This is a genomic window from Ruegeria arenilitoris (assembly GCF_013030265.1).
Lineage (GTDB): Bacteria > Pseudomonadota > Alphaproteobacteria > Rhodobacterales > Rhodobacteraceae > Ruegeria > Ruegeria arenilitoris_E.
Window position 1 is genome coordinate 160,071 of record NZ_WPZQ01000009.1, and the last position, 16,732, is coordinate 176,802.

The following is a 16,732-nucleotide window of genomic DNA, read 5'->3' on the forward strand; positions in this document are numbered from 1 at the left end:
GAGTATTGATATGAAAAAGCGACAATTGGGCAGCCAGGGGCTTGAGGTATCCGCCCTCGGCTATGGTGCGATGGGGGTGACATCTTTCTATGGAACAAGTGATGAGGCGTCCGCCCTTGCCGCTGTCCAGAAAGCCTATGATTTAGGGGTTACCTTCTTCGACACAGCAGAGCTGTACGGCTGGGGAGAAAATGAAAAGTTCATTGGTCGCGCGGTCAAAGATTTTCGAGATGACATCGTGATCGCAACCAAGTTCGGATTCTCACCCGATCCTGACGGCGGTTTGAGCATCGGTTTGAACAGCACCCCCGAGAACATTCGCAAGGTGACTGAAAACAGCCTGCGCTATCTGGATACTGACCGCATTGATCTTCTCTATCAGCACCGGCCAGATCCCAATGTTCCGATTGAGGACGTTGCAGGCACCGTCGCTGATCTCATCAAAGAAGGCAAAGTGCTGCATTTCGGGCTAAGTGAAGCGGGTGAGAAAACACTCCGACGTGCCCATGCTGTGCAACCCGTCGCAGCACTACAAACAGAGTATTCGCTCTTTGCTCGGGATGTAGAAGTACTGTTTCCGGTGCTGCGCGAACTCGGGATTGGTTTTGTTCCCTATTCACCACTAGGGCGCGGGTTCCTGACGGGCCACGCAAAACCTGCGGACAACTATGAAGAGACCGATTTCCGAAAGTTTGACCCACGTTGGCAGCCTGGCAACTTTGAAAAGAACGTCGACGCGGTCGAAAAACTCAAAGCGCTCGCCAAAACGAAGAACGCACCTGTCTCGCAACTTGCGCTGGCGTGGCTTTTGGCACAGGGCGACGACATCGCTCCTATCCCAGGTACACGTAGTCAGGAACGACTGACAGAAAACGTCGGTGCAGCAGAACTTGATCTGAATGCTGATGACTTGAAAGCTATCGCGGAAATCCTTCCGAAGGGAGGATTCGGTGCGCGATACGCAGAAGCGTTCATGCCGCAGTGGGACTAATCTCGCGCTCAGCGAGTGACTTTGTCTGACTTGAGTTCACTGCTGAAAATTAAGACAGCGGTCATCGGTGGTAAGTACGATGGCCGCTTTGTCCCGCTATTCGGAATCGCAAGGTTTCATCATCATTATCCGGTCAGGGGTAAAGGCGCACCAATAGCCTGATAGTTTTGGACACGATCGATCGCTCTGGCAGATCACCGATTTCTGACCGAAAACCAAAACCTTGCTTGTGATCAACCCAAGAGAAATCCCCCGAGACTGCTGATCCCGGGGGTTCTGATGGTTAGTAGTGGATCGAACGCTGACCCGGTGTTTTCTGCAGTGGAGGCGCAAACTTTGTCAGGTCAATTCCATCTACAGCGCGCTTGTATTCATCCATGTTCGGGGTGCGACCCAGAATGGCCGACAGGACAACTACAGGAGTTGATGCCAACAGTGACTCGCCCTTCTTCTCAGCCGAATCCTCAACAACCCGGCCCTTGAACAGACGTGTGGATGTGGCAAGGACGGTATCACCTTTTGCGGCTTTTTCCTGGTTACCCATGCAAAGGTTACATCCCGGACGTTCAAGATACAGGATGTTCTCATATTCGACCCGAGCTGCGCTTTTGGGTGCGGCATCGTCGAACTCGAACCCCGAGTACTTTTGCAGAACTGCCCAATCGCCCTCTTCCTTCAACTCATCAATGATGTTGTAAGTCGGGGCCGAAACAACCAGCGGAGCATTGAACGCGATCTTCTCATGCGTCTTTTCAAGGTTGCGAAGCATCTGTGCGACGATCTTCAAATCACCTTTATGCACCATGCATGAGCCGACAAAACCCAGATCAACCTTCTTTTCACCGTTGTAGTAAGAGACAGGCCGGATCGTATCATGTGTGTACCGCTTGGAGACGTCTTCATTGTTGACGTCAGGGTCTGCAATCATGGGCTCGTCGACCTGATCCAGATCCACGACCAGTTCTGCAAAGTAATTTGCATTCAAGTCGGGGGTCAGGGCCGGTTTTGAGCCGGATTTAATCTCGGCAATGCGCTTATCGGCGATGTCGATCAAGCCCTGAAGAGTCTGGGCCTGATTGTCCATTCCCTTGTCGATCATGATCTGGATGCGGCTCTTGGCGATTTCGAGCGATTCAATCAGCGTTTCGTTTTCGGAAATACAGATCGATGCTTTGGCCTTCATCTCAGCCGACCAGTCGGTGAAGGTGAATGCCTGATCTGCGATCAGCGTGCCGATGTGAACCTCGATGACGCGCCCCTGAAAGACATTGTCTCCGAATTGCTTCAGCATCTGAGCCTGCGTTGCATGCACCACATCACGGAAGTCCATGTGATCCTTGAGGGTTCCTTTGAACGTAACCTTCACGGATTCAGGGATTGGCATCGTTGCCTCACCTGTTGCCAAAGCAAGCGCAACAGTTCCCGAGTCCGCACCAAAGGCTACGCCTTTGGACATACGGGTGTGAGAGTCGCCACCGATGATAACTGCCCAGTCATCGACCGTGATATCGTTGAGGACTTTGTGAATCACGTCCGTCATGGCGTGGTATTCACCCTTTGGATCCCGTGCGGTGATCAGGCCGAACTTGTTCATGAAACTCATGAGCTTTGGGATGTTTTCCTGCGCCTTGAAATCCCAGACCGAGGCGGTGTGGCACCCGGATTGGTACGCACCGTCAACAGTCGGTGAGATCACGGTCGCGGCCATGGACTCAAGCTCTTGTGCAGTCATTAGGCCGGTTGTGTCCTGCGAACCGACGATGTTCACCTTGACCCTTACGTCCGACCCGGCATGCAGGACGGCCCCGTCGGCGACACCAACTGCGTTCTTATTGAAAATCTTCTCAACAGCGGTCAGGCCTTGCCCTTCATGTGAAATCTCTTTGGACGCTGCAAAGACAGGCGACGTTTCAACGCCGAGTGTCTGTGCAGCGAAGCTCTGAAGCTTTTTACCAAACACGATCGCATAGGAACCGCCGGCCTTGATGAACTCGACCTTTTGCGGGGTCAGTGACGAAGAGATATCAACCAGCTCTTTATCGCCATCATAGAGCTTTTTCGTCTTGGTGTTGATTGTCAGCACAGTGCCATTATCAACCGAGTAGGCTTGCTCAAGAACCGGTTCGTCATTGCCATCCAGGACCGGCTGACCGTCTGCATCAAGTTTCTTGACCCAGTTTTTCAGGTCAATCCCAATGCCGCCTGTCACTCCGACGGTTGTCAGAAAGATCGGCGAAATACCGTTCGTACCAGCCACAATCGGAGCGATGTTGACGAATGGCACATAGGGGCTTGCCTGCTTACCAGTCCACAAAGCCACATTGTTCACGCCCGACATCCGGGACGAACCCACGCCCATGGTCCCCTTTTCGGCGATCAGCATGACGCGCTTGTCCGGGTGCTGCTTCTGCAGCTCCTGAATTTCAGCCTGAGCCGCTTCGGAGATCATGCATTTGCCGTGCAATTCACGGTCAGACCTGGAGTGAGCCTGATTACCCGGCGAAAGAAGGTCGGTCGAAACATCACCTTCTGCAGTAATGTAGGTTACAACCTGAATTTCCTCTTCGATGTCGGGAAGCTTGGTAAAGAACTCGGCCTTGGCGTAGCTTTCCAAAACTTCTTTGGCGACCGCGTTGCCAGCAGCGTAGGCTGACGCCAAGCGGTCAGTATCTGCTTCATACAGAAATACCTGTGTTTTTAGCACTTCGGCCGCTTGCTGAGCGATCTCCAGATCATCTCCCAGTGCCAGATCAAGAAGGACGTCGACGGAAGGGCCACCCTTCATGTGCGACAAAAGCTCAAAGGCAAAAGCCGGTGAAATCTCTTCAACGGTCGCCGTGCCTAGAATGATCTCTTTCAGGAACCCCGCCTTTTCGCCTGCAGCGCTGGTTGTGCCCGGCAAGGTGTTGTATACGAAGAACTTCAGGGATTCTTGCCTGTGTTCATTTTCAACATCTTTTATTTGCGAGATGATTTCTTTTGTGAGCGCGCCGTCTTCGATAGGCTTTGGATGCAGCCCCTGCCCTTTGCGCGTTTCAATCTCATTTAGGTAGTCTGTGAACAGGCTCATGATTTTCCCGACGTATAAGCGTTAAATGAAGCTTGAACGATGGGCCTCAGCAGTGACTGGCGAACCCGGAGAAGCTTGCTGTATGCGGCGGTATACCAAAAGAAACAGAGTTGCAAGAAATACGGATCGTGGCATGTTGCCCCACCTGACCCATACCTGAAAATTGCTTGCAGCGTCAGGTTTGGTTCGCTTCCTGTTCCCTATTTGGCAGTGAAGAGTTTTCACCCTGCATCTTCGACATAACGATCACAGAAGTAGCCGGCTGTCCGTCTTGACCCAGATTCAAGATCCGGCGTTTCTTTACAGAGAAAAAACAAATCATCTGGCCTGCAGTGAATTCACAGTGTTATTGGTCAGCATGATGTGAGGAGGAGCGGTATGTCATTGAAACTGGAAGAAATGTGCAGCGGGCTGGGATTTCCTGAAGGCCCTGTGGCTATGGATGACGGATCACTGCTTTTCGTCGACATCAAAGAACAGACACTGCTGCGCCTCAGCGAAGATGGCAAAGTCAGCGTAGTTGCTGAAATCCCGGGGGGGCCGAATGGCATTGCCATCGGCCCTGATGGCGCCGCGTATGTTTGCAACAATGGCGGCGTCTACAGCTTCGTGCCCTACGGCCCCGAGCAAATTACGGTCCCTGCCCCAATACGACCGAACTACAAGGGAGGGTCAGTCCACCGCGTGGATCTGGACACGGGGGAAGTAACCCAACTCTACGATTCGTATGACGGAAAGCGTCTCATCGCTCCGGACGATATCGTTTTCGACACGTCTGGGGGGTTTTGGTTCACTGACACGGGCATTCAGGATGAAGAATCGACGCGATATGGCGGCCTGTATTATGCAACCATCGACGGAAAATCCCTGACCAAAGCCGCCACCATTCCAATGCCAAATGGCGTGGGACTGTCCCCAGATGGCAAAACTGTTTACGTATCAGACACTGTTTACGGACGTCTTTGGGCGATGGAGATCACTGCTCCCGGTAAAGTGAAGCCGGGACCTTTGCCCGGAATGCCGGGAAATGTTGTTCAAACGCTACCCGGATACCAGTGGCTTGATAGTCTCAAGGTCGAAAAAGACGGACGTGTTTGCGTGGGAACATTGTTCACCGGTGGCATTACAGTATTCAATCTCGACGGAACCACGGAACACGTTGAAATACCTGATCTTTTCACAACCAACATGTGCTTCGGTGGCAGTGACATGCGTGACTTGTGGATTACCGCCTCAAGCACAGGCAAGATCTACAAGACCAGATGGCCTCGGCCCGGATTGAAACTTGTTTATTCAGCCTGATCTCAAAAACAAGATCGACTTTGCGCAATCAGCAACCCGGATCAACCCATAGCTGTGTAATGCGTGACATTTTGGCTGCCGTTCAATGAACCTTGGTCACGTGATGTTGCGTAAGTCTGGCGGGACAACCTTTGCTGTAGTAGATAGGTTTTTCAGATGGGGGATGTTGCGAACATACCAGTGTCACAGCAAGCTAGCCTTGGTGAAAGACGCCAGGTGTCCGTGTTGTTCGCGGACATGGTCGGTTATACCGCTATCGTTGCCGAACTTGGCGAAGAGAAGGCCCTCAATTTTGTCCGCCTAACCTACGAGACGCTGACCAACGCTGTTGAGGAGCATGGCGGTACAGTGCGCGACTTTGCTGGCGACAGCATCATGGCTTTGTTCGGCATCCCGGAAGCACTTGAAGATGCAGCACTGCGCGCATGCCGGGCAGCGATGGCGATTCACAAAGCCCTTGCGACAGCAGCGGATGATCTGGAAGCAGAATTCGGGGTACGCCCACGCATGCGTGTTGGCATCAGTTCCGGAACTGTCCTGATGGCCGCTGTGCAGGGCGAGGACGGACCAACAACTGCTGTTGGCAGCACGGTCAATCTCGCGGCGCGCATTGAGAACCTTGCACCGCCTGCTGGCACCTTGATGTGCGATACAACACGTCGGCTGGTCGAATGGGTCGCCGATCTGAGCTTCAACGGTGAGCATCAAATCAAAGGTTTGCTCAAACCGCAGAAGCTCTGGCAATTGCAGTCGGTCAGCAATGATGCAACACGCTTTGATGCCTCGATTGCGCGTGGACTCAGCAGCTATGTCGGGCGAGTTGGGGAACTGAACCAGCTATTCGATGCGCTGGCCAATGTAGATGACGCCTTGTCCGTCATTGATCTGGTCGCTGAGCCCGGCTTGGGCAAGACGCGCCTTGTGTTCGAATTTCTTAAAAGAGTGCCTTCCGAAGAAGCCTCGGTTCTTTCCGGCTATTGCTTTGCGGATGGTCAGCAGGTGCCATTCCTGCCCTTTCTGGAAATCATGCGCAGTGCGTTCAAAATCCGCGAGGCTGATGACCCGACAGAAGTAGCTCGCAAGCTGGAAAAGGGACTGACTGCCGCGGATTTACACTCGGCTGAAAACTTGGGCTTACTGCTCAACTTGCTTGGCCTGAAACCTCCCGCAGGTGCACTTGACGGGCTTGATGGAGTTTTGATCGGTCTGCGCACGCGCGAATTGCTGCCAGCTTTGATGAAGGCAAAATGTGCGCATGGCAAAGTAATCCTGCTTATAGAGGATGCGCATTGGATCGATTCCGCTTCAGAAGAGCTTGTTCGCAATCTGGTTGAAAGTGGTCAGCAGAATAACCTGTTGATCATCCAGACACGGCGCCCGGAATATACTCCGGGTTGGAATGCCCAGGCCGGTGTGACAACGATTTCGCTCGGCCCGTTACCGTCTGACGATATTACCTATCTGGCCCAGACGCGGCTCGGGGTAGATACATTGCCGGACGATCTGGCTTCTCAATTGACAGAGCGTGCTGGAGGAAACCCTCTTTTTGGAGAGGAGCTACTAGGTTTCCTGCTAGATGAAGGCACCCTGAGAGTTGATGCAGGACGAGCCTATTTCGAAGTTGGCAAAGGTGAGAATGAACTGCCCGTAAGTATGCGTGGCCTGCTCGCCGCCAGAATGGAACACCTCAAACCAGAAGACCGAGAGTTGTTGCAAGCGGCTGCTGTCATTGGACGGAGGTTTGATCCTGGCCTGTTGTCTCAACTGGTTGAAAAGCCAGGCGGCGTAGGGGCAGCGCTACAAAGGCTGCAAGCTCTGGATGTTCTTTATCGGGAAACCAACTCTTCCGATTACATTTTCAAACATGTCCTGCTGCGAGACTCGGTGTACCAAAGCCTCGTATCAACTCGCCGGTCGACACTGCATCTGGCCATCGCGGATATGTTGGAGTTGAGAAACTCGAACCGACTTCAGGAAGTTGCTGAAACCCTTGCCCATCACTATGGGCTCACAGATCGAACGGATCAGGCTTTCAAGTACAGCACTTTGGCAGGTGTAAAGAGCTTGGGCATCTACTCCCTTGACGAAGCCAACAAGTACTTTGTTTCTGCGCTCGAACTTTATCAAAGCGATCCAGACTGCGCCACGAATGAGCAATTTGTGGAGTTTCTTGCAGATTTTGCCTTGTGCTCGAATATTTCGATGCGTGTGCTCAAACTGATCGAACTAGCTGATAATGTTCGGCCGATCCTCGAAGAAGCTGGAGACAGCAGCCATCACGCCCTTTTCCTGCATCACTACGTTTCCTGTCTCGTCTGCAATGGAAAATTCCGCAAGGCACATGGTGTTCAGCAAGAGCTGACCGCAATGGCTGAACGACTTGGTGACCCGGCCTCCCGAGCGTATGCCATGGTTAATGAACTGTCGGTATCCATCTACTTTGCGCCGATTGAAAACGATCTGTTCAATGCCAAGATCGCCGAAATCGAAAGCTATCTGGAAAAGATTGAAGACGCCTATATTCAGAACTTCTTCCTGGCGACCATCGGTTGGAATGAACTCAATCGTGGTCGGGTAGCTGCGGCACATGCCAATTCGGATCGAATGATCGCCGTTGGCAAGGCCAAGAATGATCCACGCTCGCTTGGTTATGGCACAGCGATGAAAGCTCTGATTGCGATGGTCACTGACGACCATGAGCTTGCACTAAAAATGGCAGAAGAAGCACGACGCCAGTCACAGGTCGAATTTGAGTTGGCCATCGCCGAAGTTGCGCGGGTCAGTTCGATGATACCCTTGGGCAAACCGGGTGCCCTTGAGACGGTCAAACAACATATCAGCACATGCGATGCCAAAGGCTGGGCATTATTCACCAACGGCCCAGCAACCATGCTGGGTGTCGCCTACGCTCTGAATGGTCAGATTGCCGAGGGTCTACGCCAGATCAAAGATGTCATTCGCCAGCGTGACGAAGATGGCACCCAAACCGCTGCAGACTGGGGCCGCCTCTTCCTATGTGAAATGCATCTGGCCATTCTCACGGGTGAAGGTGGCGGTTCGCTTGGCGTCTTGTTCAGAAATCTGCGCTCGATCCTTCGGGTCATGATCTTTGGTGAAAAAGAAATGATCGCCATGATCGAACACATTCGCAAGAATCCGCAATTCGACAGCGGCGGTCATTATATCGCACGCTGCGACATGATCATGGGCCTGCTTTACAAGGCAAAAAAGAAAAGGCCCTTGGCCGTGGAACATCTGCAGCGGGCCCGTCTGGTCGTGGAAACCGCGGGCCAGTCGCCGATGCTCACACGGATCGATACCGCGTTGAATGAGCTTTCCCTGAGCGCCTAATTAGTCAACTCTGACAGGTACTTGATCGCAGCAATGCTTGGCAGGAACGTATAGGCCCCGCCCCGCGACGTGATCAGGCGGGGAATGCCGCGAATACGGATCGTCTCACCATCCGGCAATCTCATGTCGAACCAGCTGGTTTCAGTTGTGTTTGCACCCAACAGCGGATCATTGGATCCGGTGATGGTCGGATCATGAAGACCAAGATTGATCCAGTCGCACATAACCGCTTCGAACTGCGCACCTATATTGGCTCCGATGAAGCTGCCAAGCAGTCCGCGCTCATGACTGTCCGGTTGCTGAGGATCGAAATCCGGACCGTATGACATCCCGCGCCGCACGAGACGCCTGGTATAATTCGCAATGCGCTGCACGATGGGTCCGCCACGAGGGTTACCGCGTCGCAAGTGTGAACCGGCCGGGCAGCGAGAATTGCGCGTGTAGTCGAAATTAGTTAGCGAGACAGGCTCTTCAGGGAATTGCGCATCAGGAGACAACTCGTATGGCACACCGTTGCGCCACCTACCGCACATCTGTGCGGCAACAACCTCACGCAATGCGCCATGCAGATCCAACCCCTCGCCAATCCGGTCAAGATTTTCAGGATCAGCCAGTTGCGTTGCTTCAGGATGCTCCATCAACTCGGTGGCGGCCTGATCCAGATAAGCTTCGAAACCTACAACATCCTGCGCGAGAATGCGGAAGGCGTTGAACGACCCATTGAACCCCAACTCATGGGGCGTAGGGACCCGAAACGTCACACCTTCCTGACGTGTGGGATAGCCCAGCAATGCCGTACCAAGTGGATCGATGGGTTCATCCACACCTACCTGATCCGGATCGATGACATGTTTGAAGCGTGGCTGCGAAATGCCGTCAACATAACCAAAGAACACCTTGCCTTCAGGTAGGTTTCGCCCGTTGCGCACGCCCAGAACATCGAATGCACCTGCCACCTGTGCCTGAACCTCATCCAAAGGTTCTTCGGTATCCGCGTGTATCGAGGCAATGATGTGTACACGATCCGGAGTACCGAAAGGCGCAGGCCAATGTTCGGGGGCACTCTCCCCGAAATCACCAATTTTCATGGCGCGTTTCGTCATACCCTGCCGGAATTCGGTCGGGAATGTATCCAGATGCTCTGAAGGCGTGCCCAGCGCGCGCAAACCTTCAAATGTCACACCGATATTGAAACAAACCGCGGGCTTTTGGCGCCAAGTCGTGTCTCGTGTAATCGCCGGAACATCCGAGTTGTTCCCATCTACCGAAGCAGCCAGAAAACCTCTTGCCGCTGCCAGATCATTAACCTCAAGAATGAGATGTCGTACAAAGTTGCGGCGATAGCCACGCAGGATGTTGCCCTGAATATCGCCGAGATCGAAAGCCTTGTTCACCAGCCCACTCCGAATTTGCTGCGTACTTGAGCGGCAGAAACACCGGGATAGGCGCGATAGCCACCACCCAGTGAAATGTTTGGATTTGCATGCAACTGCAGAATCAGATCGCGCGGTAGCGAGCCAATCATGTGCGGCGGATCATTGGGAACTAGCCCTTTAGCTGCGTCCTGCAAACCGAACAAATCTGTTGGGAAGTCAGGCGCTTGAAACAGATCATGCTCATGCACCCAATCGATGAACTTCTCAACGTTGTGCTCGGTCGGCATAAGCTCATCACCGCCTTCGACTAACGACATAACATCGTTGAAGACACTGCCTATCGTTGTGATGAAATCCCGGATGTAATTGCTGAAATCGCCATCATAGACAGATATCATGCAGATGTTGTTTCCGATCAGCAAAAAGCGCGCAAAGTGCACCGTACCCACATTATCGAGGCCGGCAAAAATCTCATCGACATTCTGGGCAATCGCCAACGTTGCTCGCGCCCGCCCTGCCGGTGACGGATCCTTTAGGGGCATGATGAGGTTCATCATCCTCTGAACATTTTCGCTGGGTTGCGGTGACGGGCGGGGCCCACCCGGCAGCTTTGGCTTCGGCTCTTTCCAGATCCAGTAGGGTACGACCACGTAGCGGGATAGGAAATTGAACCAGCCTCGCTCGGGCAAACTGTTGACATAGCGATTGAACCATCCGTTCCGGCTTGTCATGGTCTTAACTCCGCGAAAATGGGCATGGTGTTCCGTTCCGCCACTTGCTTGAAATCTTGTAGGATTCCTTGCGGATATGCAGCACCGGATCATCTGACGCCTCGATACCATCAGTAAGGAGACCCGGATTGAAGCTGAGCTTTTCGCACTGCTCCTCCTGGTTATCGGGTATGGCGTCGAGCGTGAGCGTTCCCATCATCACCCTTTGCCGATGCGGTGGCCAAGGTCGTGACGAGTCATTGAAGTCATCGCCTACTTCGCCAATTGTCATCATCAGCGAAAAACGAGCCGGTTCGTTAGCAATGCGGTCCACAAGTTCTTGCTTAAGATAGTCATCGACCGGCGTTTTGTTGGGATCGGTTCTGAGAACACCCGCAATCGGCTGCCAGCTAAACCGCACCCAGCGGCGCGTGTTGTCAGGATCGGTAACCACGAAGGTGTGGACAGCGTGATATGCCGCACGCACATAGCTCACCGGCGCGCCAATGGTTGCGGCCTGTAGCACGCCAAGCTGCGCATAGGCATTCTTGTCCGCAAAGCGGATAGCTCCTGCATCGGGGCTGATGGTTTCACCCGGATATGGATCACGTTCGGGCAATCTCAGGTGTAACAGTTCTAGGATTTTCTTCCACGGTGATTGCCCCTCATACGGCGCAGGGGCTGCCTCTAAAGCAAATTCCAGAAACGCCTCGGGCGTAGGGGCAAAAAACTCCGGCAAGGTCATTGCGATAAGGTCGGTGTCGCTCCCGTCAGACAGATGGAAACGTACCGCCATCCCCCGTACATCAGACCAGCCGTCTCGAATGGTTGCGCTGCCTGAACCGTTTGAAAACCGAACGATTACATTTGTTTTTTCTGCTTTGAAATGCTCGGCGACACAGAAGTTGCCCGCGATCGGCGACGGTTCAAAAAATCCTGTGACGCTGACACCAAAGGTGTGAACGGGGCGCAACGAAGTGTCGCCATCGCTGCGCTGTAGAACTTCGACCAATTTCTCGGCAATGTTGGGATCGTCCATATGCCTCCCCTTCGCGTATGAACAAATAAGACTTGGGCGTTAACCTTTATGGTTTAGCCGCAATCGCAACAAACACTTCGCATTTTCTGGAAAGTGCCACAAAAACAAAGCGGGGTGTGTTCCAGTATCCCCAATCGATGTCCCGAAGTCTCTCAATAGGACTACCATCCACGAAGCATCTGCACCGCGCGCATCCAATCCTCGGATTCTTTGATAGACTGATAGGCCTCATCCATCAGGTCATAGGCGGCGGGCTTGTGTGTCGACAGCCCTACGACCTTGGGCAACGGTGGGTTCAGGCGCACCAACCGATCTTTCAGCACCAGTCGCGCCATCCAGTACTGGTTCTCCGCCGAAGTCGTTAGCAACAATTCAATCAGCGCGCCGCGCGGTGCGTTCGAGGTTATCCCAAACCACTTTAGCAGGCCCCAATCGTCAGGGTCCTTGATCATCTCTTCCGAGATATCCGTAGGCTGCTGACCGGTTCCGATCGACAGCGCCTCGATTTGCTCAAGCCCCTCAGCCCGATCTGCAGCTATCGCTATGTTGATCCCATTCAGCACCGGATTGTTCGCAAAGGTACCGCCATCAGCGAAGTACCCGTAATCAACCCCATCCGCCGTTATCAGGTGCGGTGGAAAATATGTCGGGGCCGCCGAGCTTGCCAATGCAACGTCAAGCAATTTGACCGCGCTCATATCCAGCCATGATCCATTGCCCAGATCCTGGTTGGTGACTGTAAATGGCGCCCAGCCGGCTTGGTCACTGCGATGCAGGCACACTGTATTGATGGCCATCACCAGATCCGAAGAAATTGATCCAACGGTCCGATCACCGACAAGGGTCTCGCCGATCTCAGCCAAACCGGTCGAATTATACTGCGCAGCTGTAATTCCCGGGCCACCGCCGAATTTGAATTTTCGAAGTACTTCATCGAGCGCTTTGTCTACCAGACTACGCTCATTCTCTCTGAAAATCGTATCCGCATCGTCACGATAATGCGATGCAAGATCCGTGATCAATGCGGTCAGGTCTTTTCCCTGAGATCTGCCATCCGCCAAAGCGACCGCTATCAAACCACCGGTCGACGTTCCTGCAAACCCATCGGCCTTTTCCAGAAACTGAGTTTCCTCCTGCAGACCCTGCAAGATCAAACATGTTAGATATCCTCTGATCCCGCCCCCATCGCAGGATACCAGCCTGAATGCCATCCGCCTTCATTCCGTTCGTTCGCTTCCAGTGCGTTTGATGATCACTGAACGGTTGTTCCAACTACCCCCGGAACTTTCCGTCAAATGTTCACACTGACTGCTTCGTTTCCCTCACCCTTTTTTATCACGTTAATAATTCCACGCCAGACAAGACCGCAAAGTCTGGGGCACTCAAATTGGTGTGATTTACACCTTCGCCTGTCTTGGCCGCAGCAAGAGAGGACCATATCCCCAGAGGAATCCGCCAAAAGACAGTAGCCAGAGCAACCCGGAAACTTCTGTCAAAACTGGAAAGTTATCCGCGCCGAACCGAGCGATGACAGCACCAAAGAGCGAGCAATAGACAATGACAGTCAGCAGATTGGCATGCAGAGGTTGCCCGGTATGTCCAAGGGTAGCGCGGGTCATGACTGCTAAAGTCATCCCCCCGATGCCACCGACCATCCACAAGTGCTGAGCCGCGGCTATCCCATCGCCTTTCAAAATGGCCATACCCAACACCAAAGCCCCGGCTGGAATGAATGTGTAAGAAATGTGCAGCACCCAAACCAGGGGCTCAGTAGCCGTGTGATAACCCTTCCAACGCAGCAAGCGCACCAGATGCAGAGCGCCAAGGGTACACAGCAGTAATGCAGACAAAGTAAGTTCAGGCGCAATAGCCCAAATCAAAAGACCTGCAATCGTCAGCAAAAGCAGAAATTTATCGAACCGCTGCATGGGTGGCACGGGCAAAGTCTGGCAATTGTGTTGAACCATCCAGTTGCGGGTAAACGATGGGATAATTCGGCCTCCAATGACAGCGATCATCATCACTGCCGTTGCCAGCCCCAAACGCAGCCCTGCCCCCTGAGCCGCGAATTCGCCGGTTGCCGCTTCGATATGGAACAGCGCATTGGCTATGGTGAACGCCGCTAGCAGTCCCAAGACGATCAGGTTCCGCCAGTTTTTGCCTGCCACGATCTCTCTCAGAACGACGTACCCGAGTACTATGGTGAAAGACAAATCGATCAAGACAGCCGCCCACGGCGGCAGGTAAGCAGAAACAAGTACTGCGACCCGACCTGCGATCCAGAGAGCAACCAGCCCCAAAAGGGGCCAGCCAACCAGTGGAAGTCTTCCGGTCCAGTTCGGCACAGCCGTCAACAAGAAACCTGCCAGAACGGCGTTTAGGTACCCAAACAGGAATGCGTGAGCGTGCCAGGAAACCGGATCAAACCGCGTAGGCAGATCAAGCGCACCCGATAACGTCGCGATCCATAGCAACATGGAAAACACGGCCCAGACCGCACTGAACAGAAAGAATGGGCGAAACCCAAAGCTGAGCAGCGCTGGTCCGTTCCAGGCTCGCATTTGCTCTGACGACGTTTGTGCCATTTGGTGTTTCCTACTTCTTGTTGAGACCATCCGCGACATCCATCAGGTGCCGGATGTGGCGTGCAAAATACCAGGTTGCAGGCAGGCCGATAAGACAGCCCAATACGATGGACCACCCGGTTGAAATGACCGGAACTCCCAGCCAGCTGAAGATCAGCGAGGCAAAGAACACATTCACCGCCGCAGCCCCTGCACCGAACGGATACAAGGCCAGCGTTATATGTATGGTGGACCAGCCTTGTCGGTTCATCTGCGCGCAACCAGCCGTTGCACTGCAATCAGCGCGATGATCAAGGCGATGCTGCCGATGGCAAACCAGAACTCTGCTGTCGCAGATTGTGGTTGTGGGATGGGGCGGTCGAACCCTTCGGACCAGGCTGGGGCGGCGACAAGTGTCAGGAATATAGCTGCAATACGCATGTCAGGTTTCCTTCGTCAGAGTGCGGTAGATATCGGGTAAGGCGCGTGTCAGGCGCTCGGGTGAGGGCAACAGAGTAAATCCGCCACGCCCGAAGATGCGCGCAAACCAATCCTGCCCGTCTTCGTCGATGACAACACCGTGCAAGCTCAGACCGGCACGGCGTGCTTCGCGAACGGCCATATGACTGTCTTCGATCCCGTGCTGACCTTCGTAATGGTCCAGATCGTTTGGCTTACCGTCGGTCATCACGATCAGCAGCTTGTGGGCCGAGGGCTCCTCGGCCAGCTGGGCACTGACGTGACGGATCGCAGCCCCCAATCTCGTGTAGTGCCTGGGCGTAAGTGCGCCTATATTTGCCGTGATTTCTGCGCTCATCGGGGCGTTGAAGGTTTTGCAACGGGTCAGGAAAACCCTGTCACGCCGCAACGAGGAAAACCCCCAGATGCCCAACCGATCACCTGCGGCATCAATGCCTGCTGCCAATGCAGTCATGGCTTCGCGCGCAACTTCGATCACCGAGGTATCACCGATGGCCGCCTCGGTTGATCGTGAGCTGTCGATCAGGAAAGCGACGGACAGGTCACGCTCAATTTGACGGGCTGCTTGCCAGATACGGTCTGAACCGCGCCCGGTCGCGGCGAGATCCGCACGCGTGGTCAGCAACGCGTCCAGATCCAGTTCTGACCCATCGACCTGCCTTGGCTGTAGAATGCGGCGGGGACGCAGGGCCTCAAACTGCCGACGCACCTCGCGGACGCGGCGTTGGTTCGGAAAGAACGGCTGTGACGCATCCGGTTGAGCCGGTGCATCCAGCACGCGACAATGACCTTCCATGTAAGATCGCGAACGGTGGTTCCATTCGGGATAGGTATGCTCACCGGCCAGAGCCTCGTGATCGGCATCGGCGGGGGAAAGGTCGAGATGCAGGCGCAGGCGCGTTGCCGCCTTGCGGCGCTGTTTCGACAGAATGATCTGGTCCTGATCCTCGGCCGCCTTTTGGGCGTTCTCGTCATCGTCGTCATCGACGCTGCGGTTGATATTCATCGACTCGACCCAGGACAGGATCGATTCAAAGCGGTGGATGATGAAGCTGTCCTTGCGGTTCTGCTGATCCTGATCCTTGCGCTGGCCAAGTTTCCGGCTGGTCAGCGCCGCATTGGGTGGAGGGGCGGCAGGATCAGCCTGTTCTTCAGTTGCCGCCGCACCCGATCCGGGGCGGGCAAAGCGCAGCCAGATCGGCACCGGGGCAAAGGGTTTATAGCCGCGCGGGGCGGTTTCGACCCCGATCACCGGTGTCGCACCGCAGAGCTGATCGCGGATCGCGGTTTCGATCTGTGCCTCGGGTGTCGGGCGCATGACGTCGGGACGTGTGGCGGCACAGTGTTCGGCCATTCGGGCGTAGTCTTGGCGCAGGCCCGGGCAGCGGGCATAGGCTCGGTCGGCGGCTGCGGCATTGGCACGAATTTGCGCCCCGTCCATGGCGGGTCCGTCGCCTTCCAGATCGAAATCGGCCACTTCGCTGACCGCCGCAAGCGCGGCCAGCCAGAAATAAGCGGCGCGGTTCAGATGGGGCTCGGGGAAGGCGGCGATGACCGGGGGGAGCGACAGACGTTCACCGTCGTAACCGGCCACCCATTCCCGGTCCCGCTCGGACCCCAGATTGCGGCGGACGGGTCGGCGGTGGCGCACAAGCGTCGCGGGGGCCCCGGCCAGCTCCACGCCGGGCGCACCGCCCAGCGCACGGAACAGGACCGCAAGGCTGGGCCGGACCGAGGTAAGGGAAACACCGGCCTCGGGGTAGCTGACATGCGCCGCGATCCCGCTGGCCATCTCGTGCCAGAGATTGCCAACGGTTTCTTCGGGTTCCATGAGATCGAGAAGTCGCAT

The 16,732-nt window shown here is 54.6% G+C and carries 12 protein-coding genes; 3 read left to right on the plus strand and 9 right to left on the minus strand.

The genetic code is table 11. From position 1 onward, the window contains the following. The first annotated feature begins 10 nt into the window (after positions 1–10). Positions 11–991, plus strand: a complete 981-nt coding sequence (locus GOX61_RS16820; RefSeq protein WP_170335554.1) for an aldo/keto reductase — start codon at positions 11–13, stop codon at positions 989–991. A 283-nt stretch (positions 992–1,274) separates the two neighbouring features. Here the strand turns inward: GOX61_RS16820 and GOX61_RS16825 are convergent, their stop codons facing one another. Further along, positions 1,275–4,061 carry a bifunctional aconitate hydratase 2/2-methylisocitrate dehydratase gene (locus GOX61_RS16825; RefSeq protein WP_170335557.1) on the minus strand — a complete coding sequence of 929 codons (2,787 nt, stop codon included), beginning with the start codon at positions 4,059–4,061 and terminating at the stop codon, positions 1,275–1,277. A gap of 378 nt (positions 4,062–4,439) precedes the next feature. Here GOX61_RS16825 and GOX61_RS16830 point away from each other — a divergent pair, with 378 nt between their 5' ends. Then, positions 4,440–5,363 carry an SMP-30/gluconolactonase/LRE family protein gene (locus GOX61_RS16830; protein WP_170335559.1) on the plus strand — a complete coding sequence of 308 codons (924 nt, stop codon included), beginning with the start codon at positions 4,440–4,442 and terminating at the stop codon, positions 5,361–5,363. Positions 5,364–5,543: 180 nt separating this feature from the next. Further along, positions 5,544–8,714, plus strand: a complete 3,171-nt coding sequence (locus GOX61_RS16835; protein ID WP_217353899.1) for an ATP-binding protein — start codon at positions 5,544–5,546, stop codon at positions 8,712–8,714. On the opposite strand, the gene GOX61_RS16840 is transcribed toward GOX61_RS16835, so the two are convergent. The 8 genes from GOX61_RS16840 to GOX61_RS16875 form a co-directional block, all read right to left on the minus strand. Further along, positions 8,711–10,108 (minus strand): Dyp-type peroxidase, encoded by a 1,398-nt coding sequence (locus GOX61_RS16840; RefSeq protein ID WP_170335563.1) that lies wholly within the window; start codon positions 10,106–10,108, stop codon positions 8,711–8,713. The genes GOX61_RS16835 and GOX61_RS16840 overlap by 4 nt on opposite strands. Next, positions 10,105–10,821, minus strand: coding sequence for a hypothetical protein (locus tag GOX61_RS16845; RefSeq protein ID WP_170335565.1), 717 nt, complete (start codon positions 10,819–10,821; stop codon positions 10,105–10,107). Before GOX61_RS16845 ends, GOX61_RS16840 begins: the two co-directional genes overlap by 4 nt. Before the next feature lie 4 nt (positions 10,822–10,825). Further along, positions 10,826–11,839: a catalase gene (locus GOX61_RS16850; RefSeq protein WP_170335567.1), complete on the minus strand. Its 1,014-nt coding sequence runs from the start codon at positions 11,837–11,839 to the stop codon at positions 10,826–10,828. Positions 11,840–12,000: 161 nt separating this feature from the next. Beyond that, entirely contained in the window at positions 12,001–13,050 is a 1,050-nt protein-coding gene (locus GOX61_RS16855; RefSeq protein ID WP_155147973.1) for a patatin-like phospholipase family protein, read from the minus strand. Between the two features lie 186 nt (positions 13,051–13,236). After that, a complete protein-coding gene (locus GOX61_RS16860) occupies positions 13,237–14,424 on the minus strand; it encodes an NnrS family protein (RefSeq protein WP_170335569.1) in 1,188 nt (395 codons plus the stop codon). 10 nt (positions 14,425–14,434) lie between these two features. Further along, complete coding sequence (locus tag GOX61_RS16865) at positions 14,435–14,674, minus strand: NnrT protein (protein ID WP_170335571.1); 240 nt, start codon at positions 14,672–14,674, stop codon at positions 14,435–14,437. Beyond that, positions 14,671–14,844: a protein NnrT gene (locus tag GOX61_RS16870; RefSeq protein WP_155147968.1), complete on the minus strand. Its 174-nt coding sequence runs from the start codon at positions 14,842–14,844 to the stop codon at positions 14,671–14,673. The genes GOX61_RS16865 and GOX61_RS16870 overlap by 4 nt, the downstream gene beginning before the upstream one ends. A 1-nt stretch (position 14,845) precedes the next feature. Next, the gene (locus GOX61_RS16875) at positions 14,846–16,732 is read right to left on the minus strand and encodes a nitric oxide reductase activation protein NorD (RefSeq protein WP_170335573.1); all 1,887 of its coding nucleotides are present in this window, start codon (positions 16,730–16,732) and stop codon (positions 14,846–14,848) included.